We start from the raw sequence: 21,910 nt of genomic DNA on the forward strand, positions 1-21,910 counted from the left end.
TAACAGCGTTGTCCACGCGCCATCAACCGGCGACGCGCGGCCGGCCTTGTCAACATCAGCGAAAACCGCCGCTTCGGTCGCCGGCCGGGTCCGGTGTCCGCCCTGGTGGGGGTATTTGACGGTCATTGCCCCCCTGCGTAGGCTGGAGCGGCTGCTCTGTCGCCCTCTGCTAGGGTGATGGGTGCTTGCTGTCCGCCGGTCGCGCCCCGCACGCCGAGGGTCCCGCCGGGCAGCACCGATCGGGGCCACCACCGAGGTGGCCTGGACCACCACACGACCCCGGCGGTCCCCTCGCCCGGGGCGTACGACAACGGAGAGCCTGACGTGAGCAAGCGCACCTACCAGCCGAACAACCGCCGGCGCGCGAAGACCCACGGCTTCCGGCTGCGCATGCGCACCCGGGCCGGCCGCGCCATCATCTCGACCCGTCGCGCCAAGGGCCGCACCCGCCTGTCGGCCTGAGGCCGACCGGGTCAGGTCCGGGGGGACGTGGGCAGTCGTGCTGGCGGCCGCACAGCGACTGCGGCGTAGCACCGACTTCGCCGCAGCGGTTCGCGGTGGCCGCCGCGCCGGTCGCGGCGCGGTTGTCGTCCACCTCACCCTGCCGACCGGGGCCGAACCCACGGCACAGACCTCGCCGGAGCCGGCGCGGGACGCCGGTGCGGAGCAGATCTCCGCACCGACCCGCGCCGGCTTCGTCGTGTCCAAGGCGGTCGGGCCGGCCGTGGTCCGCAACCGGGTCCGCCGTCGGCTGCGGCACCTGGTCCGCGAGCGGCTGGCCGACCTCCCGCCCGGCAGCACCCTGGTCGTACGGGCGCTGCCCGCCGCGGCCGACGCGTCCTACCCGCGGCTCGGCGCCGACCTGGACGCCGCCATCGCCGCCGCGCGCTCGCCCCGAGGGCGGCGGTCGCGGTGAGCGCCGGACCGACCGTCCCCCGGCCCAGCACAGCCGGTGCCCGTGTGCTGACCGGCCCCATCATCGCGTACCGTCGGTGGATAAGCCCGGCTCTGCCGGCCCGCTGTCGGTTCTATCCGTCGTGCAGTGCGTACGCCCTCGAGGCGGTGGCCCGGCACGGCGCGCTCCGGGGAGCCGGCCTCACGGTCCGGCGGTTGCTGCGCTGCCACCCATTCCACCCAGGTGGACACGACCCGGTGCCGGAGCCGGGCGGTCGCCGACGTGCCGATGTGACTGGAGCCTGAGAATTGAGTCTCGACTGGATCTACTACGCGATTTCGTGGATCCTGCTGGCCTGGCATTCGGCCTGGGACGCCATCGGCGTGCCGGACGGCGCGGTGATCGGCACGAACTGGGCCTGGATCCTCGCCATCGTCTTCCTGGTGGTCACCGTCCGGGTGATCCTGTTCCCGATCTTCGTCAAGCAGATCAAGTCCCAGCGGGCGATGCAGGCGCTCCAGCCCCAGGTGAAGGCGCTGCAGGAGAAGCACAAGGGTGACCGGGAGACGCTCCAGAAGGAGATGATGGAGCTCTACCGGAAGGAAAAGGCCAACCCGCTGATGGGCTGCCTTCCGATGTTCCTCCAGATCCCGGTCTTCCTCGGCCTCTTCCACGTGCTCCGCCGGCTCGACCCGGCAAACGGCGGCAAGACCCTCTACGGCTGGACGGTCGGCCAGTTCGAGAGCGCCTCGCAGGCGAAGCTCTTCACCGCCCCGATCGCCGGCAAGTTCGGCTCGACCGCCGAGGAGCTGGCCCGCCTCGGCGCCAACGGCACCACCGTCAAGGTCATCGCCGGCATCCTGGTCCTGGTCATGATGGGCACCACCTACCTGACCAGCCGCCAGATGATCCTCAAGACCGGCTGGGCGGAGGACCCGCAGCAGCGGATGATCCAGCGGCTGATGCTCTACGGCATCCCGCTCTCGCTCCTGGTCTCCGGCGCGATCTTCCCGATCGGTGTGATCATCTACTGGGTCACCAACAACCTGTTCACCCTCGGCCAGCAGCAGTGGGTGCTCCGGAAGTTCCCGCCGCCGGCGAACGTCAGCACCACCAAGCCGGGCACCTCGCCCCGCGGCCCGGTGCAGCCGGCCAAGTCGGGTGGCCTGCTCGGCCGCGCCAAGCCGGCCGCCCAGGTGCCGGCGAAGCCCGCCGCGCCGAAGGTCGCCGCCCCGAAGCCCGGCGCCAAGCCGGTGAACCCCAAGAAGGGCCGCCCCGCCAAGCGGAAGGGCTGACCTGTCCGGGCCGCCGTCGGGAGACCGGCGGCGGCCCGTTCCGCACCGTGCAGCCGCCGTACGGCCGGCGCCGGAGCGGAACGGCCGCGCGGGGCGCGGCCACGGGCGAGACTGCCCTACAGACGTGCCCGCGGGCACCGGCGAAGCTCCCGCCGGCCCCCGGGGAACCAGCGGACCCGACGGTCCGGCCGAGCGAGTACGGAGATGAGACCGTGACGGACACCAGCATCCCCCGCGCCGACGAGTCACTGGACGAGGAGGGCGTCGCCCCCGCCGCGGCGGAGGACGACACCGAGGCGGAGGAGACCGAGGAGGGCCCGCGGGAGAAGAAGGCCGCGGGCGAGAGCGAACTGTTCCGGCAGAGCGAGATCGCCGCCGACTACGTCGAGGGGCTGCTCGACATCCTCGACTACGACGGAGACATCGACGAGCTTGTATCGGGCGGGCGCCCGGTGGTCGAGGTCGTGGGCGGCCGGTTGCAGAACCTGGTCGGGCAGCGCGGCGCCACCCTGGAGGCGCTGCAGGAACTGGCCCGGCTGGCCGTGTTCCGGCAGACCGGGTCGCCGAGCCGGCTGCTGCTCGACGTCGGTGGCTACCGGGCCAACCGCCGCAAGGAACTGGCCGCCGTGGCGAAGAACGCCGTCGAGAAGGTCAAGGAGTACGGCGAGCCGGTCCGCCTGGAGCCGATGTCCGCGTTCGAGCGCAAGTGCGTGCACGACGTGGTCAACGCGATGAGCGGGGTGGAGAGCGAGTCCGAGGGTGTCGAGCCGAACCGGCGCATCGTCGTCCGGCCGGCGGACTGACCGCGTGACCAACGACGACACCACGGCCGGGGCCGTGGCCGGCCCGGGTGGCACGCCGCCCGGGCCGTCGGCTGTCCGCCCCGGCGTCACGCCCTCGCCGGCCGACGCGGTGCTGCCGCCGGAACTGGCCGGCGCGGCCCGCACCCTCTTCGGCGATCGGCTCGACCTGGCCGCCGCGTACGCCGAACTGCTGGCCACCGACGGGGTGCTCCGCGGGCTGATCGGCCCCCGGGAGGCGCCGCGGATCTGGGACCGGCACCTGCTCAACTGCGCGGCCGTGGCGGAGCGGATCCCCGAGGGCGCCGCCGTGCTCGACGTCGGCTCGGGTGCCGGACTCCCCGGGCTGGTGCTGGCGATCGCGCGCCCCGACCTGACCGTGACGCTGATCGAGCCGCTCGCCCGACGGACCTCCTTCCTGGTCGAGGCGGTGCAGGGGCTCGGCCTGGCGAAGACGGTGCGGGTTTTCCGGGGCCGGGCCGAGGAGGCGGCGGCCGGCGCGGGTGCCGAGCCGCTGCGCGGCGACGTGGTCACCGCCCGGGCGGTCGCCCCGCTGGACCGGCTCGCCGCCTGGTGCCTGCCGCTGGCGGTGCCCGGTGGACGGCTGGTGGCGCTCAAGGGCGCATCGGCCGCCGAGGAGATCGCCGAGCACGCGGCGGCGGTGGCGCGGCTGGGTGGTGGCGAGCCGACGGTGCACCGCTGCGGTGAGGGCGTGCTCGACGCGCCGACCACGGTGGTGGAGATCGTGCGCGAACGGGTGGTGGGGCCGGTCCGGCGACCGGCCGCCAAGAAGTCTCGCGGCGGGCGGTCCCGCCGCCGCTGACCCGGTGCGGACGGTGGTGGCCGGCGGCCGTGCGCCCGGGGTGGACCCGGTACTGGCGCCGATCCCCGCGCACCTGGCCTTGCCCCGGTAGGGCCCGAGACGCGGTTGTCGCTCCGCTGCTGGGGCGGGCTGGTGCTGCTGCAGCATCGCGCTGTTCCTGCTGTCACACGCCGCGTTTCCAGGATGGACAGCAGCACCCCGCGCATCGGCCGGGACGGGTGGCCCCTGAACGCCGGGCCGCTGAACGTCGTGCTGCCTCAACCGGCCGTGATGCCGATCACCACCCAGCGGTTGGTCCCGCTGACCCGCCGCTCAGGTGCCTGCTACCGGCTTTCCGGCCGGCTCCTGGGTCGTTGAACCGGGTGGGTGGAGGGTGCGGGTTGCGAACCCGACGTGGACCGGCCGCGCCCGTGAGCCGTAGGCTGACCGCGCGTCGATAGTGTGGAGCGGGCGGCAACGGCGTCACCGGGTCCCGACCGCTTCCGCCGCGCCGGACGCGCAGTGCGAGTACGCGTACGGCCGGGGTATGACGGGATGCGGACCGACCATCCGAAGCGGGCAGGGATGACAGGTGCATGACGACGGCAGGTACGACGATCCACGCGTGACGGGTTCGACGGGCGCTCCTGTTTCACGTGAAACCGACTACCAGAGCTGGCCGCCTTCCGGGGCGTCGGCGCAGGGCCCGTCGAACCGGCCGCCGGACGTCGAATCCGGGGAGCGCCGGGACCTTCCGGTGACCGGGGCGGGTCGTGCGGACTCGACGGTGCCCGGTGGTGCCCAGCCGGCTGGCGCGGGCGGACGGGTCATCCCGATCCGGCGCAACGCGGCGGCCCGGTTCGAGGCGCCGGTACCCCAGCAGCCGACCCCGGAGGCGGTGCCGGACGCGACCCCCGGTCCGGTCTTCGACACGACAGCGGCCTTCGAAAGCGCCGCCGTCGAGCCCGCGTACGTTTCACGTGAAACACCGATGCGCGAAGAGGATGACCCACCGTTGGCTATGGAGGCGATGCGTGCCGTGCAGATCCTGAATCCCAGTGGCGAGGTGACTATGCCTCGGCCGGAGCGGACCCGGGTCATGTGCGTCGCGAACCAGAAGGGCGGCGTGGGAAAGACCACGACCACGGTGAACCTGGCGGTGGCGCTCGCCCTGCACGGCAACCGGGTGCTGGTGGTCGACCTCGACCCGCAGGGCAACGCCTCCACCGGGCTCAACGTGCCGCACCACACCGGCGTGCCGGACGTCTACGACTGCCTCATCAACAGCGTGCCGCTGGAGGAGGTCGCCCAGGAGGTCGAGGGGATCCCCAACCTGTGGTGCGTACCGGCCACCATCGACCTGGCGGGTGCCGAGATCGAACTCGTCTCGGTGGTCGCCCGGGAGTCCCGGCTGGCCCGCGCCATCACCGCGTACCCGGGGCACTTCGACTACGTCTTTATCGACTGCCCGCCCTCGCTCGGCCTGCTCACGGTCAACGCTCTGGTCGCGGCGCAGGAGGTGCTCATCCCGATCCAGTGCGAGTACTACGCGCTGGAGGGCCTCAACCAGCTGATCCAGAACATCAACCTGGTTCGCCAGCACCTCAACCCGCGGCTGGAGGTCTCCACGATCCTGCTCACCATGTACGACCGGCGTACCCGGCTGGCCGACGCGGTGGAGCAGGACGTCCGGAACCACTTCGGTGACAAGGTGCTCCAGGCGGTCATCCCGCGTAACGTCCGCGTCTCCGAGGCACCCAGCTACGGCCAGTCGGTGATGACCTACGATCCCGGATCGCGGGGGGCGACGAGCTACTTCGAGGCCGCCCAGGAGATCGCCGAGCGAGGCGTCAAGGAGCCGGTGAGCCGGAATGCGTAGTGCGGACGAGGCGCTGGGAGGCGTGGCATGAAGAACCGTCCTCGGGGCGGGCTGGGTCGAGGCCTGGGCGCACTGATCCCGACCGGACCGGCGCCGGCCGCCGATGCCGCGGTGGGCGCCCCCGACAGCGGCGTCACCGTCGCGGCCGTACCGGCCGGAGCGCCGGCAGCGGTCGATCCGCCAGCGCCCGCGCCCGCGTCGGCGACACTCGGTCCGGTGCCCGGCGCCCGGTTCGCCGAGATCCCGGTCGACGCCATCGTGCCGAACCCGAAGCAGCCCCGGCAGGTCTTCGACGAGGAGGCGCTGGAGGAGCTGAAGACCTCGATCCGCGAGGTCGGATTCCTTCAGCCGATCGTGGTACGCCAGCTCGACGACGAGAAGTACGAGCTGGTGATGGGCGAGCGTCGGTGGCGCGCCGCGCAGGCGGTGGGCCGGGAGAGCATCCCGGCGATCGTCCGGGACACCCGCGACGACGCGATGCTCCGGGACGCGCTGCTGGAGAACATCCACCGGGCCAACCTGAACCCGCTCGAAGAGGCGGCCGCGTACCAGCAGCTGCTCGAGGAGTTCGGCGCCACCCACGAGGAGCTGGCTCGCCGGATCGGCCGGAGCCGGCCGCAGATCTCCAACACCATCCGGTTGTTGAACCTGCCCGCGCAGGTGCAGCGGCGGGTCGCGGCCGGCGTGCTCTCCGCCGGGCACGCCCGGGCGTTGCTCAGCCTCGACGACGCGGAGGCGCAGGAGCAGTTGGCGCTCCGGATCGTCGCCGAGGGCCTCTCGGTCCGGGCGACCGAGGAGATCGTGGCCCTGGCGCTGAGCGACGGCCCGACGAAGAAGGACTCGGCCCGGCGGCGGCCCAAGCCGCATGCGCCGGCGCTCACCGATCTGGCTGACCGCCTCTCGGACCGTTTCGACACCCGGGTGAAGGTCGACATCGGCCGGAACAAGGGCAAGATCACGATTGAGTTCGCGACGGTCGACGACCTGGAGCGGATCGTCGGAATCATCGGGGTCGACCGGGAGGAGCCCGAAGCCTGACCCCGGTACGCCGAACGGCCGCGCGCACACCGCAGGTGCCGCGGCCGTTTCCGCGCCCCCGGGCACCGCAGCCGTTCTCCTTGCCGCCCCGGCCCGCCGGGGACGCTCTCTGGTGCCCTGCCCTGCCCTGCCCTGCCCTGCCGCGCCGCGCCGCGCCGCGCCGCGCCGCGCCGTGTCGGGCCGGGCCGGGCCGGGCCGTGTCGGGCCGGGCCGTGTCGGGCCGGGCCGTGGTGTGCCGTGCGGGCCGCGCTGCGCGGTGGGTGCCGTGAGGGCCGCTCGGCGCGTGGGGTGCCGTGCCGGGCCGTTCTTTCGGTGCCCACGCGTGCCGCGTCGCCGTGTCGCGGCGTGCGGTGCTGTGCCGTACCGCGCCGTGCTGTGGTGTGCAGTGCCGGACCGTTCCGTGCCATGCGTGCCGCGTCGGCCTTGCGGTGCGTGCCGATGGTCGCCGCGCCGGTGTCTCGCTTTCCCAGTCGGTCCGCTGCGGCACGCGGCCGAGTATCCGATAAAACGCGGCGCCTCCCTCCTAGTGCCGCCGTTTCACGTGAAACAAGGCGCCGTCACCAGCCAGGACGCCGTGGCGTCGGGGCCAGCCATAGGACCGGGCGATGACGCTGTAGGCGGACGACGGTGGCGGGTTGGCTCCCGCAGGGCTGCCGCGGGCGGGAGGCCCTCTGCGGCGTCCTGAGGGCCGCCGTCCGGACTTCGAGGCCGGGGAGCGCCCGGACGCCGTCGGGGGCTCGGTCAAGGCAGGAGGTTCCGCATTGTCTAGCCAGCAGCGCCACCCGGCGGCGATCGGTAGCGACGCGGCCACCCGCAACGGGAGCGGGCTTGCCACGTCCGCCGGCCGGGCGGCCGACTCGGTGTGCGTGGAATCCAGGGTCGTCCCCGGTGCCTCACCTCTCAGCGGTCTGGCACAGGCGGCCGGTATCCGATCCGTGGCGGCGCAGCAGCCCGGACTCCGTGTTGGGGGGGTCCACAACGGTCGGCCGGCGTGGTGGAGGCAGTGACCGAGGCCGGCGCCGAGGTGTGTCGGTGCCGGGCGGGGCCTGCGGTACGTCGCCAACAGCCAGCGGCATCGGCGAATCGGGGTCGGGCGCGATCGCCGGCTATGGACGCATCCTGAGGATCGCCGTCGGAGGCCGCCGCCCTGCTGTGCGCCGGCAGGGAACCGAGGCCCTGCGAGCCCGCCGGCACGACGAGGCCGAGACAGACGCTGTTACTGGCACCGTCGGCCGCTGCGCACGCATCAGCCGACCGCTTGGCTTCGGACAGCGCAGTCGTCGCGAGGCGTTGGGTCGCTGCCAAGAGGTCCTGATGACCAGTCGCCGAGTCGGGGACTCGCCGTTTCACGTGAAACCCGCCGCGTGCTCGGTGGTAGCCACCGAGGTTGCGCGGCGGGCACCGGCACCCGAGCATCATCCGGCTGCCCGGCTGCCCGGCTGCCCGGCTGCCCGGCTGCCCGGCTGCCCGGCTGCCCGGCTGCCCGGCTGCCCGGCTGCCCGGCTGCCCGTCCGGGTCCAACGCGCCGCCGCCGATGGCTGCGGACGCGGCGACCGGTGAGCGGTGTCGTGCCTGGAAGCGGGAGTGCGACAGGGTCGGCGTGCATTGCCCCATCCACGCGGGCAGCTCGACAGCGCCCGCAGGTGCACGCACCTAGCCCTCAGCTCCGGATCGTCCACTGACTTCTTCACCGAACTCCCGGAGACCGACCAACCCCGGACCTGTCGGACCTCGGAGACTCCTCCCGGCCGCAAGGCGGCACGCGGCATCGTTGGGGATCGCGGCGGCGTACCGCCCTACCGCCCTACCGGTCATCGCCCGGCCCGGCTCTCTGCTTCACCGCCCCTGGGACGGCCCAACCTCGCCAGAAGCTCAGACTTGGACGCCCACAGCGGAACGAGGGGAATGACGCCGGGCAGTACCACAGACTCGCGGTCGGATGCCCGAACCTCCGGCGGCGCCGGCAGCGACCGGGCGCCGAGCCGTCACCGGTCTAGCGAGCCCCGCATCGGCGTGACCGGGTTGAGAGATCGGCGAGCCCGACCAACAGTCCGACCCAGCCCGCCCAGAGCCCGCCCGCCGAGCCCGCTACACCGTCCCGTGGACCCGCCAAAGTTATCCACACCGGTTTTCCACAGGCAGCCCCGTTTCACGTGAAACCCCGTGTGGAACAGGGGGTGTGCCTGTGGATGACGGGGTGTGTTCGGCGCCGTGGCGGCCTGTGGACAAGCGGTCGCGGGCCCGGTGCGACCCCCGTCGACCGATCGCCGGTCCAGCCCGGTGGCGGTCGGGAATGACGCTGATTCAAGTAGGGACAGCGGTGCCGGACTCGGTTAGGGTCAGCCTCGTGCAGGACACCCCTCCCTCAGTTCCGGACTTCACCCAGTGGCCGTCCTTCCCCTTCGAGGGCGACCTCCGGGTCAAGCAACTCGACGATCCGGTCCCGGTCGAACCGCCCCGCAAGGGCGAGGGACTCCGGGAATGCACCGCCTGCGGCGCTCCCGACGAGGCGTACATCTGGGTGAGCGAGCGCTGGCGGGTACGCGCTATGGACCGCCCCACCGGGCTGCCGATGGTGCTGATCCTCGAATCCCGCTCGCACCTCGATCTCGGCGATCTGCCCAACCTGCTCGCCGCCGAACTCGGCGTGATGACGGTACGGCTGGAGCGCGCGATCCGGTCGCTGGACGACGTCGCCCGGGTCCACGTCAACCGCTGGGGCGACGGCTCCGCTCACCTGCACATGTGGTTCCTGGCCCGGCCCCTCGGCCGGCTCCAGTTGCGCGGCACGTTCCTGCCGCTCTGGGACTCGATCCTGCCGCCGATCTCCGAGGCCCAGTGGCGGGAGAACCTCGCCCTGGTGGCCGCCTGGCTCGCCGAGTTCGGAGGGCGGCCGCTGGCCGAGCCGCCGCGCATCCAGTGGCAGGCGCCCTCGAGCCTGACGGACGCCGCTCCGGCGACCAGCGAGCGGGCGGACGAGGAGGCGGCATCGGTGATCGAGGCAGCGGCGGAGATTCCCGAACCGGCGTCCGGGAGCGAGCCCGACGCCGCTCCGGAGTCCACCACCCTCGGCACCTCGGCCACCGAGCACACCGGACAGCGGCAAGGGGATGTCTTGGAAGCACCCGCCGACAGGGGTGAGGTCGCACCGCCCGCCGGAACTCCGAGAGTTGCCGCCTCGGGCACCGCCCGCTCGACGGACAGCTAGTCCGCCGGACCGCCCGGGGTCGCGGTATCGCGGATCGGCACGGCCAGGGCTGAATCCTGTTCACAGCAGCCCCGACCGAGGGGCCGAGTCAGGAGACGTCGAAGCCGTGCGGCCAGACGGAACGGCCGGGGTAGGGAGTAGCCGCGCTCAGGCGCGGCTCGCGGCCCGGGTCACCAGGGAGCCGAGCACCCGGCCGAAGTCGAGACCGGCGGCCTGCACGGCGAGCGGCAGCAGGGAGGTCTCCGTCATCCCCGGGGAGACGTTGACCTCCAGCACGTGCGGCTGGCCGTCCGCGTCCACGATCAGGTCGACCCGGCTCAGGTCGCGCAGGCCGAGCGCGGCGTGCGCGGCGAGCGCCACCTCGGCGACCGTGTCGGCCACCGCCGGGTCCAGTCGGGCGGGCGTGTGCCAGGTGGTACGGCCGGCCGTGTACCGGGCGGCGTAGTCGTACACCCCGTTGCGGGGCACGATCTCCACGGCCGGCAGGGCGCGCGGACCGTCACCCAGGTCGACCACGGAGACCGCCACGTCCATGCCCGGCACGTACCGCTCGACCAGCGCCGTGGAGTCGTATGCGAAGCAGCCGACCATCGCGGCCGGGAGGGCCGTGGCGTCCCGGACCACCGCGGCGCCCAGACCGGAGCCGCCCTGGGCGGGCTTCACCATCAGCGGCAGGCCCAGCCGGTCCACGATCCGGTCGAGCACCGCCACCGCGCCCAGTTCGGAGAACCGGTCGTGCGGCAGCGCCACCCAGTCCGGGGTGGGGATGCCTGCCTCGCGGAGCACCGCCTTCGCCGACGGCTTGTCCCAGGCGAGCCGGGAGGCGCGGGCGTCGCAGCCGACGTACGGGATGCCGCAGAGGTCGAGCACCCCGCGCAGCGAGCCGTCCTCGCCGGTGGCGCCGTGCAGGGCGATCACCACGGCGTCCGGCGGGTCGGCGGCCAGCGCCGGCAGCAGGGCCACGTCGGCGTCGCGCAGCTCGGCGTCCATGCCGACGGCGCGCAACGCGTCGAGCACCCGGCGGCCGGAGCGCAGCGAGACGTCCCGCTCGTAGGAAAGGCCGCCGGCGAGGACCAGCACGTGCAGGTCGGCGGTGACGGGGGTCGCGGCGGGATGTTCGGCAGCGGTGGCGCTCATGCCGAAATCATGCCAAGTCAGGTCCCGGCGTGTCCGAACCGGCCTGCCCGCGTCGCACGCCGGGCCGGCCCACCGCGCCGAAGACCTTCCGCATGGCGATGTCCTGCTCCATCACGCCGGCCAGCCGGCGCACGCCCTCCCGGATCCGCTCCGGGGACGGGAAGGAGAAGTTGAGCCGCATGTTGCCGCTGCCGGTGCCGTCGGCGTAGAAGCCGGTGCCCGGCACGTACGCCACCCGGGCGGCGATGGCCCGCGGCATCATCGCCTTGGAGTCCAGCCCGTCGGGCAGGGTGGCCCAGACGAAGAGGCCGCCACCGGGGGTGGTCCAGGTGGTGCCGTCGGGCATCAGGTCCTCCAGCGCGGTGAGCATCGCGTCCCGCCGCTCCCGGTAGACCTCCCGGTAGACCTTGAGCTGCTGCCGCCAGGGCATTGTCGACAGGTAGGTGGTGACGGCCGCCTGGGCGTAGCCGCTGGGGCAGAGGATCTGCGCCTCGCTGGCGATCACCAGCTTGTCGCGGACCGCGTGCGGCGCGAGGATCCAGCCCACCCGCAGCCCGGGGGCGAAGGTCTTGGAGAACGTGCTCAGGTAGAAGACGCCGTCCCGCCGGCGCGCGCGCAGCGGCGCCGGCGCGTCGCCCTCGAAGCCCAGTTGGCCGTACGGGTCGTCCTCGACCACGAGCAGGCCGGCGCGCTCACAGATGTCGAGTACCCGTTCGCGCCGCTCCTCGGTCAGCGTGACGCCGGTCGGGTTCTGGTAGGTCGGGATGGTGTAGAGGAACTTCACCCGGCGGCCGGCGCGCGCCTGCTCGGCGATGGCCACCTCGAGCGCCTCCGGGATCAGCCCGTCGTCGTCCATCGGCACGTGCACGACCTGGGCCTGGGCCGCCTGGAACACCCCGAGTGCGCCGACGTAGGTCGGCCCCTCGGCGAGCACCACGTCACCCGGGTCGAGGAAGAGCCGGGCCACCAGGTCGAGCGCCTGCTGACCGCCGACGGTGACCACCACGTCCTCCGGGGAGGCGCCGCAGGCCGCGTCGATGCCGGAGAGGGACATCACCTCGCAGATCCGCTCGCGCAGTTCCAGGGTGCCCTGCCCGATGCCGTACTGGAGGGTGGTGGTGCCGTGCTCGGCGCCGAGCCGGCCGAGCATCTCGCCGACCGCGTCCAGCGGCAGTGCCGCGATGTAGGGGGCGCCACCGGCGAGCGAGACCACCTCCGGCCGGCTGGCCACCGCGAAGAGCGCTCGGATCTCGGAGGCGGTCATGCCCCGGACCCGACGGGCGTACCGGTCGGTGTAGTCGTCGAGTGTCGTGCCGGTCATGACATCACCTCGATGGCTGCTCGGGTGGCTTCCGTCCCGGGGTACCCCGGACACCGGCGACCATGGCGACACGGGACGCCGAATGTCGATCGTAGTCCGCTCGCGCCCGGATGACGCCGCGCCGGGGGCAGGCTTCCACATGCCGGACCCGGCGGACGGCCACCCGGAGGTGGGGTTTCGCGCGTCCTCTCCCCTGACGTCCGTTCGCGGCGTACGATCGCTGGTCGGGGGCAGGAAGGCGGCGGGGTCGTTCCGTGCCGGTTCATCACCGAGCCTGAGTGTGGGGATGCGCCAATGTCGCGACGTCTGGTCAGTCTGACCCTGGACACGCTGGAGGACCTGCCCCGCCCCTGCCGGCAGTGCGTCTTCTGGGAGCTCGACCCGGTCTCCGCCGACCGGGCCTGCGCGGCCGGCGACCCGGGCCTGGAGAAGGAGGCGTGGGTCTCCCAGACGCTGCTGGAGTGGGGCTCCTGCGGCAAGCTGGTCTACGTCGACGGCATGCCGGCCGGCTTCGTCATGTACGCCCCGCCCGCCTACGTGCCCCGCTCGATGGCGTTCCCCACCTCGCCGGTTTCGGCCGACGCCGCGCTGCTGATGACGGCCAACGTGGTGCCCGCCTTCGCCGGCGGCGGGCTGGGCCGGATGCTGGTCCAGGGTGTCGCGCGGGACCTCACCAAGCGCGGCATCAAGGCGATCGAGGCGTTCGGCGACGCCAAGTTCGGCGACTCCGACGACCCGGCCGGCGGTTGCCTGGCTCCTGCCGACTTCTTCCTTTCGGTGGGCTTCAAGACGGTTCGTCCGCATCCCCGCTTCCCGCGCCTCCGCCTGGAACTGCGCACCGCGCTGAGCTGGAAGTCCGACGTCGAGTACGCGCTGGAGAAGCTGCTCGGCTCGATGAGCCCGGAGACCCTGCTGCGGCCGGTCCGACCCGCCCCCGCCACCCGCTCCTCGATCGGCTGAACGCCGCACGCCCGACCGACCACTCCCGGGACGGGACGCCACGCCGCCGGTCAGTCCACCACCGTGCCGGCGGCCACCACCGCCCGCAGCTCGCTCACGTCGATCGAGCCGGTCGGCACGTCCCGCTCGATCGGGAAGTACATCCGCTGCACCCCGGCCACGATCGCCTCGACCACCCGGTCGCGGAACCGCGGATCCACCAGCCGGGCCCGGTCGGCCGGCGAGGTGAGGTAACCGACCTCGACCCGGACGGCCGGCATCCGGGTCAGTCGCAGCAGGTCCCACGCCTTGGCGTGGGTACGGCAGTCGCGCAGCCCGGTACGCGCCACGATCTCCCGCTGCACCAGCCCGGCCAGCCGCTCCCCGGTCGCCGAGGTCACCCCGTTGTCGGTGCCGTAGTGGTACGTGGCCACCCCCTCGGCGGCCGGGTTGGCGTGCCCGTCGGTGTGCAGCGAGATGAACACGTCCGCGCCGAGCGAGTTGGCCAGCTGGGCCCGGTCGACGTCGGGCAGGCAGGTACGCGGCGACGGGCCACGGGTGAGCTGCACCCGGACCCCGGACGCGGCGAGCCGCCCCTCCAGCCGGCTGGCCAGGTCGTGCACCAGGTCCGCCTCGGTCCAGCACAGCGGCCCGTCCCGCACCACCACGCCCGGGTCGGTGCCACCGTGCCCGGGATCGATCACCACCGTCTTGCCGACCAGCGTCGGCCCGGACTGCCGGATCGCGTCCGACTCGCGCAGCCACTGCGGCCGGCCTCCGACCACCTTGCGGCCCAGCCGGCGCAGCGCGTCCATGGTGTGCGGGCCGCACGAGCCGTCCGGGGTCAGCCCGACCTCGCGCTGGAACTGGGCGACCGCCCGGGCGGTCCGGATGCCGTAGATGGCGTCCGCGCGCCCCACGTCGTACCCCATCTCCAGCAGCCGCTCCTGCAGCGACCGGACGTCCTCACCGGTGAGCGGCTCGGGCACCGCGTGGTAGAGGGTGCGGGCGCCGAGCCGCCAGCGGGCGGCGTCCAGGGCCCGCCAGGTCTCCGCACCCACCCGCCCGTCCACGCTCAGCCCACGGGACTGCTGGAAGGCCCGCACGGCCCGTTCGGTCTGCGGGTCGAACTCGTCGCCCGGGCCGGGCGACGGGGTGAGCAGGTCGAGGCCGGAGAGCACCGTACGGATCTCCGTCACGGCGGGCCCACGGTCTCCGGGTCGGATCGGACGCACGCACGACCCCCTCTGCGCGGATGCTGGCTGGCCGGGCCCCGCGGTCGCAGGACCGCGACTGGAACGGAGGTGCTCGCCTCGTTGACGGGTTGCCGGGGCGCCGGCCACCGGGCCCCGGGTTGAGGTTATGCGTTCCGCGGGGTCGAGGTGCGGCCGTCCGGAAAAGACGAACCCCGCGCCCGGCTGTTGCGCGGGCGCGGGGTCGGAAAAGTGGTGTTTATGCTGCTCAGAGCGCGGATTCGATCAGCTTGACCAGTTCGCCCTTCGGCTTGGCCCCGGCGATCGACTGCACCGGCTCGCCGTTCTTGAACACGGTGAGGGTCGGCACCGACATCACCCGGTAGGTCCGGGCGGTCTCCGGGTTCTCGTCGATGTTGAGCTTGACGATGGTGACCTGGTCACCCATCTCGCCGGCGATCTCCTCCAGCAGCGGCGAGACCTTGCGGCACGGCCCGCACCACTCCGCCCAGAAGTCCACCAGCACCGGCTTGTCGGACTTCAGCACGTCGGCCGCGAAGCTCGCGTCGGTGACCGACTTGGTTGCACCCATCTATGACCCTCCTCCGGGGATGTGTATCTGGTTGTTCAGCCCTGCAGCGTGGCGATGAAGCGCTCGGCGTCCAGCGCGGCCGCACAGCCCGTGCCGGCGGCGGTGATCGCCTGCCGGTAGGTGTGGTCGACCAGGTCGCCGGCGGCGAAGACACCGGGCACGCTGGTCCGGGTGCTGGGAGCCTCGACCTTCACGTACCCCTCGGCGTCGAGTTCCACCTGCCCCCGGAAGAGCTCGCTGCGCGGGTCGTGGCCGATCGCCACGAAGACACCGGTGACGTCGAGCACCTTCGACTCACCGGTGTGCACGTTGCGCACCCGGACGCCGGAGACCTTGCCGTCGGCACCGAGGATCTCCTCGACCACGGTGTTCCACTCGACCTTGATCTTCTCGTTGCCCAGCGCCCGGTCGGCCATGATCTTGCTGGCCCGGAACGAGTCCCGGCGGTGGATGATGGTCACCGAGTCGGCGAACCGGGTCAGGAAGCTGGCCTCCTCCATCGCCGAGTCGCCACCGCCGACCACCACGATGTTCTGGTTGCGGAAGAAGAAGCCGTCACAGGTGGCGCAGGAGGAGACACCGTGGCCCAGGTACTCCTGCTCACCCGGTACGCCCAGCGGACGCCAGGCGGAGCCGGTGGCGAGGATGACCGCGCGGGCCCGGTAGGCCGTCTCGCCGACCCAGACCGTGCTGGTCGCCCCGGAGCCGACGTCGCCGGTGTCCACCAGCTCGACCCGGGTGACGTCGTCGGTGAGGAACTCGGCGCCGAACCGCTCGGCCTGCTTGCGCATGTTGTCCATGAGTTCGGGACCGAGGATGCCGTCGGCGAAGCCGGGGAAGTTCTCCACCTCGGTGGTGGTCATCAGCGCGCCGCCGGACTGCACGCCCTCGATGACCAGCGGCTTGAGGTTGGCGCGTGCGGCGTAGACCGCCGCCGTGTAGCCGGCCGGCCCGGAGCCGATGATGATCAGGTTGCGGACCTCGTCCACTGCCGTCTCCCGATTGTGTGTGTTCGCCATCGGCACGCGCACCGATGCCGATCCGAGTGCCGACGCCTCGGGGGTGCCGGCAGCTGACTTCCAGAACGTCATCGTACGAACCGGGGATTCCCGAGCCGGTCATCCGGTGGGTCAGGTCACGTGGACGGTCAAACGCCCGACCGCGATTTCACCCTACCCGCGTGCGGTACCGGGTGTCCGCGCCAGATCCGGGGACACCGCACTCGGGTCCGCTGACCCAGGCCCACCGGGCACCGGAGTTGTCGGTGAAGCGCACCACCAGCGCCGGCTGCCCCTGGAACCGGGCGTAGTCGACCACCTCGACCACCAGCGGCCCGGCGCCGTGCTCGGTGCCGATGTCGCCCAGGCAGGCGGTCAGCGCGGCCTGGTCGGCGAGCCGGTCGAGACCGCCCGGGGCGGCCATCCGCCCGCCCTCCGCGTCGACCCGGGCCGGGGCGCCGCTGCCGAACGGCACGGCCTTCAGCGTGGACAGGCCGCCGAGCGTCTCGGGGGTGTAGTCCGTCCCGCTGCGCTGCTGGGCGCCGGAGGCGCCGGCCGCCGCCGGACCGGCCGCCTCGGGCGCGGTCCGGCCCTCGGCGCTGTCGCTCAGCGCCGTTCCGGCCGCCCCGTCCTCCGACCGGTTACCGGCGAGCTGGTTCACGCCGAGCCCGACCGCGGCGATCGACACCGCGGCGACCGCCACCGGACCGGCGAGCCGGGTGAACCGGCGCCGCCGCCGGCCCGGGCCGGTCGCCGCGCCGCGCCCCGGCTCCGATCGGGGTACGCCGGCCGGGCGCCGCCCGGAGCCACCCACCGGCTGCGCCGGCACGACCGCCGGCGCGGCGGCGGTGTCCGGCTCGGCGGACACCGCGCGCGACCCGGTGGCCGCGGTGGGGTCGGCCGGAGTCTCGTCGGACGGTACGTCGACGGGCTGCGCGGCGAGGGCGGCCAGGATCCGGTCGGTCACCGCCGCCGGCATCGGCTCGGGCGATTCGCCCCAGCCGGCCAGGTCGGCGCGGACCCCGGCCACGGCCGCGGCCAGCAGCGCGTACGCCTCGGACCAGGCGGGGTCCTCGGTGACCAGCCGGGCGACGGTGGCCTCCTCGGGGGTGCCCTCCAGCGCCCCGCCGACGTAGTCGGCGAGCAGGTCGTGGTCGACCTCGCTGAAGCCCCCGGCGCTCACGCGTCCTCCTGGTTGGCATCCCGCCGGGATCGTCCCGACCCCGATCCGACGCCCTCGGGAGCCCGGGGGTTCCCGAGGGTGACACCCGGCACGTCCGGCTCCGGCCCGCCCGCCGGCTGTCCGGGCCGGGCGGTGGTTCGCGGCCGGAGGTGACCGAGCATGGTGGCCAGCCGCGCCCGGCCCCGGGCGCACCGGCTCTTCACCGTCCCCTCGGCCACGCCGAGCATCCGGGCGACCTCGGCCACCGGGTAGCCCTGCACGTCGACCAGGACCAGCGCGGCCCGCTGCTCGACCGGCAACGCGGCGAGGGCGTCGCGGACGACCAGCGCGGTGTCGTGGTCCGGTGCCGGCGCGGCCGGCTCGACGCCGCCGGTGGCGGACCCGGACTCCCGGTCGTGCACCCCGTCCGGCAGCGGCACGGTCGGATGCGCTCGGCGGCGCCGGATCCGGTCCAGGCAGGCGTTCACCACGATCCGGTGCAGCCAGGTGGTGACTGCCGAGTCGCCGCGGAAGCGGGCCGCGGCGCGGTGCGCCGAGAGCAGCGCGTCCTGGAGGGCGTCCGCGGCCTCCTCGCGGTCGCCGAGGGTACGCAGGGCGACCGCCCAGAGCCGGTCCCGGTGCCGGCGGAACAGCTCGGCGAAGGCGTCCCGGTCGCCGGCCACGTGGGCGTGCAGCAGGTCCAGGTCGCTGGCCTCGGCCGGTGACGACGCGAGCGGCGGGCCACCCGTGGTGCCCGCCGACCCGTCCGCCCGCTCGCCGTGCCCGGTCATCATCGCGTCCGGCGGAGGCGACGCCCGGGGTGCGACGAGCGGCTCACGAACCCTGGACCTTGATCTCCTGCACGCCGACCTTGTAGCCGCCGTCGCTGTCCGGCAGCTCGGTGATCCAGAAGAGCAGGTAGCGGTACTTCTGTTCGGCGTTGAAGCCGGTGAAGGTCATGGTGGTGCCGTCGTGCTCCTCGAATGCCCGACCGACCGGCTTCTGCTGGTAGTCGGCGACGAGCTGGGCGTCACCGGCCTTGGTCGACGGGTGCTCGGTGGTGCCGTGGAAGAGCTGGGCGGAGGCGCCCTGGGCGGAGAGCAGGACCTGCACCGACTTCACGTTGCGCTCGGAGCCGAGGTCGATCCAGACCCCCATGCCCTTCTTGAGGTTGCCGAAGTTGGCGGCCCGCCGGTAGGTCTGCGTCTCCCAGCCCTCGTCCTCGTCACCGTCGAACACCTTGTCGGCGTTCTTGACCTCGGTCCGGTCTCCGTCCGGGTCGATGATCTGAGCTCTGGTGATCTTGATCGGGCCCACGGCGGGAGCCGGGCTGGCGTCGTCGGCGGGAGCGCTGGAGGTGGGCTGGGCGACCGGGTTGGTCTGCGGGTCCTTGTCGTCGCCGCCGAGCGCGCTGATGCCGATCAGCAGGCCGACCAGGGCGACGGCGAGCAGGCCGGCGATGCCGATGGCCACCTTGCGACCGCCGGCGGCGGCCAGCGGCGACGGCTCGTCGCCGGTGTCCGCGGCGAACCGCAGCGGGCCGCTGTTGTCCAGGTACTGCTCGTCGGCGGGCACGTCGAGCCGGGCCAGTTCGGCCGCCAGCACGTCCGAGGAGGGCGGCGCGACCTCGGCGTCGAGCAGGTCCATGGTCAGGTCGTCGAGGTACGCCGGCACGCCGGCCCGGACCTGCCGGGGCGCGGCGAGCGCGCCGGTCGCGTCGCGCACCGCGTCCGGGATGGCGGCCCGGCCGTGGCCGGCGGTGGCGCCGCGCAGCGGGGCCTCGGTGTGCGGCCAGTGCCCGGTCAGCGCGAAGTAGAGGATGCCGCCGACCGCCCGGACGTCGCTCTCCTGGCTGTCGTCGCCGTCGGTGCGCGCGTCGGCCAGCACCACGCGGCCGTCGTCGCTGATCATCACCGTGCCGGGGTGGACGTTGCCGTGCACCATGTCGGTGGCGTGCACGGCGGCCAGCGCGCTGGCGACGGCGTTGCCGATGGTGGTCGCCCGGGCCCCGTCGAGCGGGCCGTCGGCGACCAGTTCGCGCAGCGACCGGCCGTCGACCCACTCGCGGACCACGTACGCCCGCTCGCCCTCGTCGATCGCGTCGTAGACGCCGACCAGGTTGGGGTGGATGACCCGGCTGGCCGCGACGGCGGCCTGGAGCATCTCGGTGGCGGACTCGCCGCCCGGGTAGCGCAGCACGACCGCGACGGGACGGCGCAGTACGACGTCGACCCCGCGCCAGACCAGCCGGCCCGCGCTGTCGTTGTTGATGTGCTCGACCAGCTCGTAACGCTCGGCGAGGATCTCACCGGCCGTGGGAGCACCGAAGGTCATGACCGGAGGAGCGCTCTCGTCCGCGTCCTGACCCTCGCCGACCTGGGTCACCCGTCCTCCCTCGGTGATCGTGTCGATCGATGGACCCGCGCTGCTGGGCATGTGGCTTCCCGCTCTGTCTTTCAGGGGCCGGCCGACCGGTGTCGGCGCGAGCGCCGGTGCCTGCCGTACCCGTCGAGAGCGACCTTACCCGGCTGGGCCGTCTCCCCGACATGTCATCTTCCCGCCGCACCCAGCGAGGTTTCGGGAGTAGACGAGCTCGTCCGGTTACGACCGTTGTCAACCACGTTGCTGGCACATGTACTAGCCAATCTAGAGGTAGACCGCAAGGGCTCGACGCAGGGGCCGGAACGGTGTCGCGGCCGCGTCGATGTCCGGGGGGTTCCCGACGAACGGGGCGCCATACTCAGCCGTCCGGTTGGTTATCCACAGCCCGATCCGGTGACTGAGCGGGGAATCGCGGAGTTATCCACAGGCGCATCCCCAGGCTGGTGATCCACCGTCACGCTTCGTACCGGCGGGTAGGGCCGGGCGGCGGTCAGCGGCCGAGCCGGCGCCGGACCATCCCGACCACCTCGGTGATCTCACCGATCCGCAGCGCCATGGCCAGACCGAGATAGGTACCGCCGATCACCGCCCCGCCGATCACCAACTGGGCCAGCGCCTGGGCGCGGCTCGGCGTGTCGTCGCCGGGCAGCAGGGCGACCACCAGCAGGCCGACCAGGGCCGCGCCGAGCGCGGCGACCGCGACCCGGGCCAGGGTGCGGGTGATCGCGCCGAGCCCGATCCGGCCCACCCGGGGCCGCAGCAGCCAGGCGGAGGCGATCGCGGCGGCCAGGTAGGAGACCGCGTTGCCGATCATCATTCCGGCGGCCGCGAAGTGCGCGGCGAAGGCGGCGAAGAGAATGATCTGGACTCCGATCCGCAGCGCCACCACCGGAATGTTGATCAGCGCCGGGGTGCGGGTGTCGGGGAGCGCGTAGAAGGCGAAGGTGAACAGCTGGCTGATCGCGAACGGCACCAGCGCGAGCGCGGCGACCAGCAGCACCAGCGAGGTGTCGGCGGCGTTGTCGTCGCTGAACGCGCCGTAGCGGAACAGCGTCACCGACAGCGGGGTGGCCAGCACCGCGTAGCAGACGGCGATCGGGGCGAGCACCGCCGAGACGGTGCGGGTGCCCCGGGACAGGTCGGCGGCGAGGTCGGCGTACCGGCCGTCGGCGGCGGCCGCGCTCATCCGGGGCATCAGCGCGGTGATGATCGAGACGGCGATGATGCCGTGCGCCATCATCAGCAGCAGGAAGACGTTGTTGTAGATCAGCGCGCCGGCGTCCCCGTCACCCGCCCGGTTCAGCAGGTTGAAGAGCACGATCAGGCCGATCTGGCTGACCGCGACGTAGCAGAACATCCAGGCGCCGAGGCGGCCCAGCTCGGCCAGGCCCAGCGCCCGGAAGTCGAACCGGAACCGCCACCGGAAGCCCACCTTGCGCAGCGCCGGCAGCAGGCCGGCGGCCTGGATCGCCACGCCGAGCAGGGTGCCGCCACCGATCAGCAGGATCCGCCCGGTGGTCATCTGCTCCGGCCGGATGATCTCGGCGCCGAAGATCGCGATGTAGAGCCCGGCGGTGGCGATCACCACGATGTTGTTCAGGATCGGCGCCCACATCGGGGCGGCGAAGTGCCCCCGGGTGTTGAGCACCGCGCTGATCAGCGCGCTGAGGCCGGTGAAGAAGATCATCGGCAGCATCAGGTACGACAGGTTGGTGACGAGTTCCTGGTAAGCCTCGCCGCGGTTGTCGCTGGTGTAGAGCATGGTGAGCAGCGACGCGGCGGCCACGGCGAGCAGCGCGGCCGCGGCCAGGGTGACCACCGCGAGGGTGAGCAGCCGCTGGGCGTACGCCTGACCGCCGTCGGCGTCGGCCTTGCGCCGGCGCACCAGCACCGGGATGAGCACGCTGGTGAGGATGCCGCCGAGCAGGAACTCGTAGACCATCCCGGGCAGGATCTGCGCGGTGGTGTACGCGTCGCCGACCAGGGCGCCGCCCAGCGCCGCGGTCAGCGCCAGCGTGCGCAGGAAGCCGGTGCCCCGGCTGACCAGGCTGCCGATCGCCATCACCGCGCTGTTGGTCGCGGCGCTGCCCTCGGCCACCTGCTCCGGCGGCGGGGCGGTCGACTCCATCGCCGGCTGGTTGAGCGGCTCCGCCGAGATGAACGTGGCGCCGTCCGCCGGAGGCCGCCCGCCGCCGTCACCCATGGCGTTCGCGCTGCGGTAGAGCCCGCCGCTCATCTTCTCGCCTCCAAGGGGTATCCGGAGCCGGCA

Annotated in this window: 20 protein-coding genes; 11 read left to right on the forward strand and 9 right to left on the reverse strand. The window is 73.1% G+C overall.

Translation table 11 applies throughout. The annotated features are described in order from the left end of the window. Nucleotides 1-324 precede the first annotated feature (324 nt). The 10 genes from rpmH (at nt 325) to Q3W71_RS28145 (ending at nt 9,917) form a co-directional block, all read left to right on the forward strand. The gene (rpmH, locus tag Q3W71_RS28100; protein WP_074478258.1) at nt 325-462 is read left to right on the forward strand and encodes a 50S ribosomal protein L34; all 138 of its coding nucleotides are present in this window, start codon (nt 325-327) and stop codon (nt 460-462) included. A 37-nt stretch (nt 463-499) separates the two neighbouring features. Further along, nucleotides 500-916, forward strand: coding sequence for a ribonuclease P protein component (rnpA, locus tag Q3W71_RS28105; protein ID WP_302922478.1), 417 nt, complete (start codon nt 500-502; stop codon nt 914-916). A 44-nt stretch (nt 917-960) separates the two neighbouring features. Next, the gene (gene yidD / locus Q3W71_RS28110) at nt 961-1,200 is read left to right on the forward strand and encodes a membrane protein insertion efficiency factor YidD (protein ID WP_231928446.1); all 240 of its coding nucleotides are present in this window, start codon (nt 961-963) and stop codon (nt 1,198-1,200) included. A gap of 3 nt (nt 1,201-1,203) precedes the next feature. Then, nucleotides 1,204-2,190: a membrane protein insertase YidC gene (gene yidC / locus Q3W71_RS28115; protein WP_302922479.1), complete on the forward strand. Its 987-nt coding sequence runs from the start codon at nt 1,204-1,206 to the stop codon at nt 2,188-2,190. Nucleotides 2,191-2,402: 212 nt separating this feature from the next. Next, on the forward strand, nt 2,403-2,993 hold the full coding sequence (locus tag Q3W71_RS28120) for a R3H domain-containing nucleic acid-binding protein (RefSeq protein ID WP_302922480.1): 591 nt from the start codon (nt 2,403-2,405) through the stop codon (nt 2,991-2,993). A 124-nt stretch (nt 2,994-3,117) separates the two neighbouring features. Then, nucleotides 3,118-3,813 (forward strand): 16S rRNA (guanine(527)-N(7))-methyltransferase RsmG, encoded by a 696-nt coding sequence (gene rsmG / locus Q3W71_RS28125; RefSeq protein ID WP_302922573.1) that lies wholly within the window; start codon nt 3,118-3,120, stop codon nt 3,811-3,813. A gap of 132 nt (nt 3,814-3,945) precedes the next feature. Continuing rightward, a complete protein-coding gene (locus tag Q3W71_RS28130; protein WP_302922481.1) occupies nt 3,946-4,170 on the forward strand; it encodes a hypothetical protein in 225 nt (74 codons plus the stop codon). Nucleotides 4,171-4,384: 214 nt separating this feature from the next. Beyond that, a complete protein-coding gene (locus Q3W71_RS28135) occupies nt 4,385-5,671 on the forward strand; it encodes a ParA family protein (RefSeq protein WP_302922482.1) in 1,287 nt (428 codons plus the stop codon). A 27-nt stretch (nt 5,672-5,698) separates the two neighbouring features. After that, the gene (locus tag Q3W71_RS28140) at nt 5,699-6,709 is read left to right on the forward strand and encodes a ParB/RepB/Spo0J family partition protein (protein WP_302922483.1); all 1,011 of its coding nucleotides are present in this window, start codon (nt 5,699-5,701) and stop codon (nt 6,707-6,709) included. Nucleotides 6,710-9,056: 2,347 nt separating this feature from the next. Then, entirely contained in the window at nt 9,057-9,917 is an 861-nt protein-coding gene (locus Q3W71_RS28145; RefSeq protein ID WP_302922484.1) for a hypothetical protein, read from the forward strand. Nucleotides 9,918-10,064: 147 nt separating this feature from the next. Here Q3W71_RS28145 and Q3W71_RS28150 read toward each other — a convergent pair whose 3' ends face one another. After that, nucleotides 10,065-11,054 carry a D-alanine--D-alanine ligase gene (locus tag Q3W71_RS28150; RefSeq protein ID WP_302922485.1) on the reverse strand — a complete coding sequence of 330 codons (990 nt, stop codon included), beginning with the start codon at nt 11,052-11,054 and terminating at the stop codon, nt 10,065-10,067. Nucleotides 11,055-11,061: 7 nt separating this feature from the next. Continuing rightward, nucleotides 11,062-12,375, reverse strand: coding sequence for a PLP-dependent aminotransferase family protein (locus Q3W71_RS28155; RefSeq protein ID WP_302922486.1), 1,314 nt, complete (start codon nt 12,373-12,375; stop codon nt 11,062-11,064). A 294-nt stretch (nt 12,376-12,669) separates the two neighbouring features. On the opposite strand from Q3W71_RS28155, the gene Q3W71_RS28160 reads away from it, so the two are divergent. Continuing rightward, entirely contained in the window at nt 12,670-13,335 is a 666-nt protein-coding gene (locus Q3W71_RS28160; RefSeq protein ID WP_302922487.1) for a GNAT family N-acetyltransferase, read from the forward strand. A 50-nt stretch (nt 13,336-13,385) separates the two neighbouring features. On the opposite strand, the gene Q3W71_RS28165 is transcribed toward Q3W71_RS28160, so the two are convergent. The 7 genes from Q3W71_RS28165 to murJ all read right to left on the reverse strand — a co-directional run bounded on the left by Q3W71_RS28165 (nt 13,386) and on the right by murJ (nt 21,877). Next, the gene (locus Q3W71_RS28165; protein WP_302922488.1) at nt 13,386-14,549 is read right to left on the reverse strand and encodes an N-acetylmuramoyl-L-alanine amidase; all 1,164 of its coding nucleotides are present in this window, start codon (nt 14,547-14,549) and stop codon (nt 13,386-13,388) included. A gap of 226 nt (nt 14,550-14,775) precedes the next feature. Next, nucleotides 14,776-15,099 carry a thioredoxin gene (gene trxA, locus Q3W71_RS28170; protein WP_088996685.1) on the reverse strand — a complete coding sequence of 108 codons (324 nt, stop codon included), beginning with the start codon at nt 15,097-15,099 and terminating at the stop codon, nt 14,776-14,778. Between the two features lie 35 nt (nt 15,100-15,134). After that, complete coding sequence (trxB, locus tag Q3W71_RS28175) at nt 15,135-16,088, reverse strand: thioredoxin-disulfide reductase (protein ID WP_302922489.1); 954 nt, start codon at nt 16,086-16,088, stop codon at nt 15,135-15,137. Between the two features lie 178 nt (nt 16,089-16,266). Next, on the reverse strand, nt 16,267-17,280 hold the full coding sequence (locus tag Q3W71_RS28180; RefSeq protein WP_302922490.1) for a hypothetical protein: 1,014 nt from the start codon (nt 17,278-17,280) through the stop codon (nt 16,267-16,269). Continuing rightward, nucleotides 17,277-18,053 carry an RNA polymerase sigma factor SigM gene (sigM, locus tag Q3W71_RS28185; protein ID WP_302922491.1) on the reverse strand — a complete coding sequence of 259 codons (777 nt, stop codon included), beginning with the start codon at nt 18,051-18,053 and terminating at the stop codon, nt 17,277-17,279. Before sigM ends, Q3W71_RS28180 begins: the two co-directional genes overlap by 4 nt. A 40-nt stretch (nt 18,054-18,093) precedes the next feature. Beyond that, the gene (locus tag Q3W71_RS28190; RefSeq protein WP_302922492.1) at nt 18,094-19,695 is read right to left on the reverse strand and encodes a protein kinase family protein; all 1,602 of its coding nucleotides are present in this window, start codon (nt 19,693-19,695) and stop codon (nt 18,094-18,096) included. 436 nt (nt 19,696-20,131) lie between these two features. Continuing rightward, nucleotides 20,132-21,877, reverse strand: a complete 1,746-nt coding sequence (gene murJ / locus Q3W71_RS28195; protein ID WP_302922493.1) for a murein biosynthesis integral membrane protein MurJ — start codon at nt 21,875-21,877, stop codon at nt 20,132-20,134. Nucleotides 21,878-21,910: the final 33 nt, after the last annotated feature.

The organism is Micromonospora sp. C28SCA-DRY-2 (assembly GCF_030519475.1).
In the GTDB taxonomy this organism is placed as follows: domain Bacteria; phylum Actinomycetota; class Actinomycetes; order Mycobacteriales; family Micromonosporaceae; genus Micromonospora.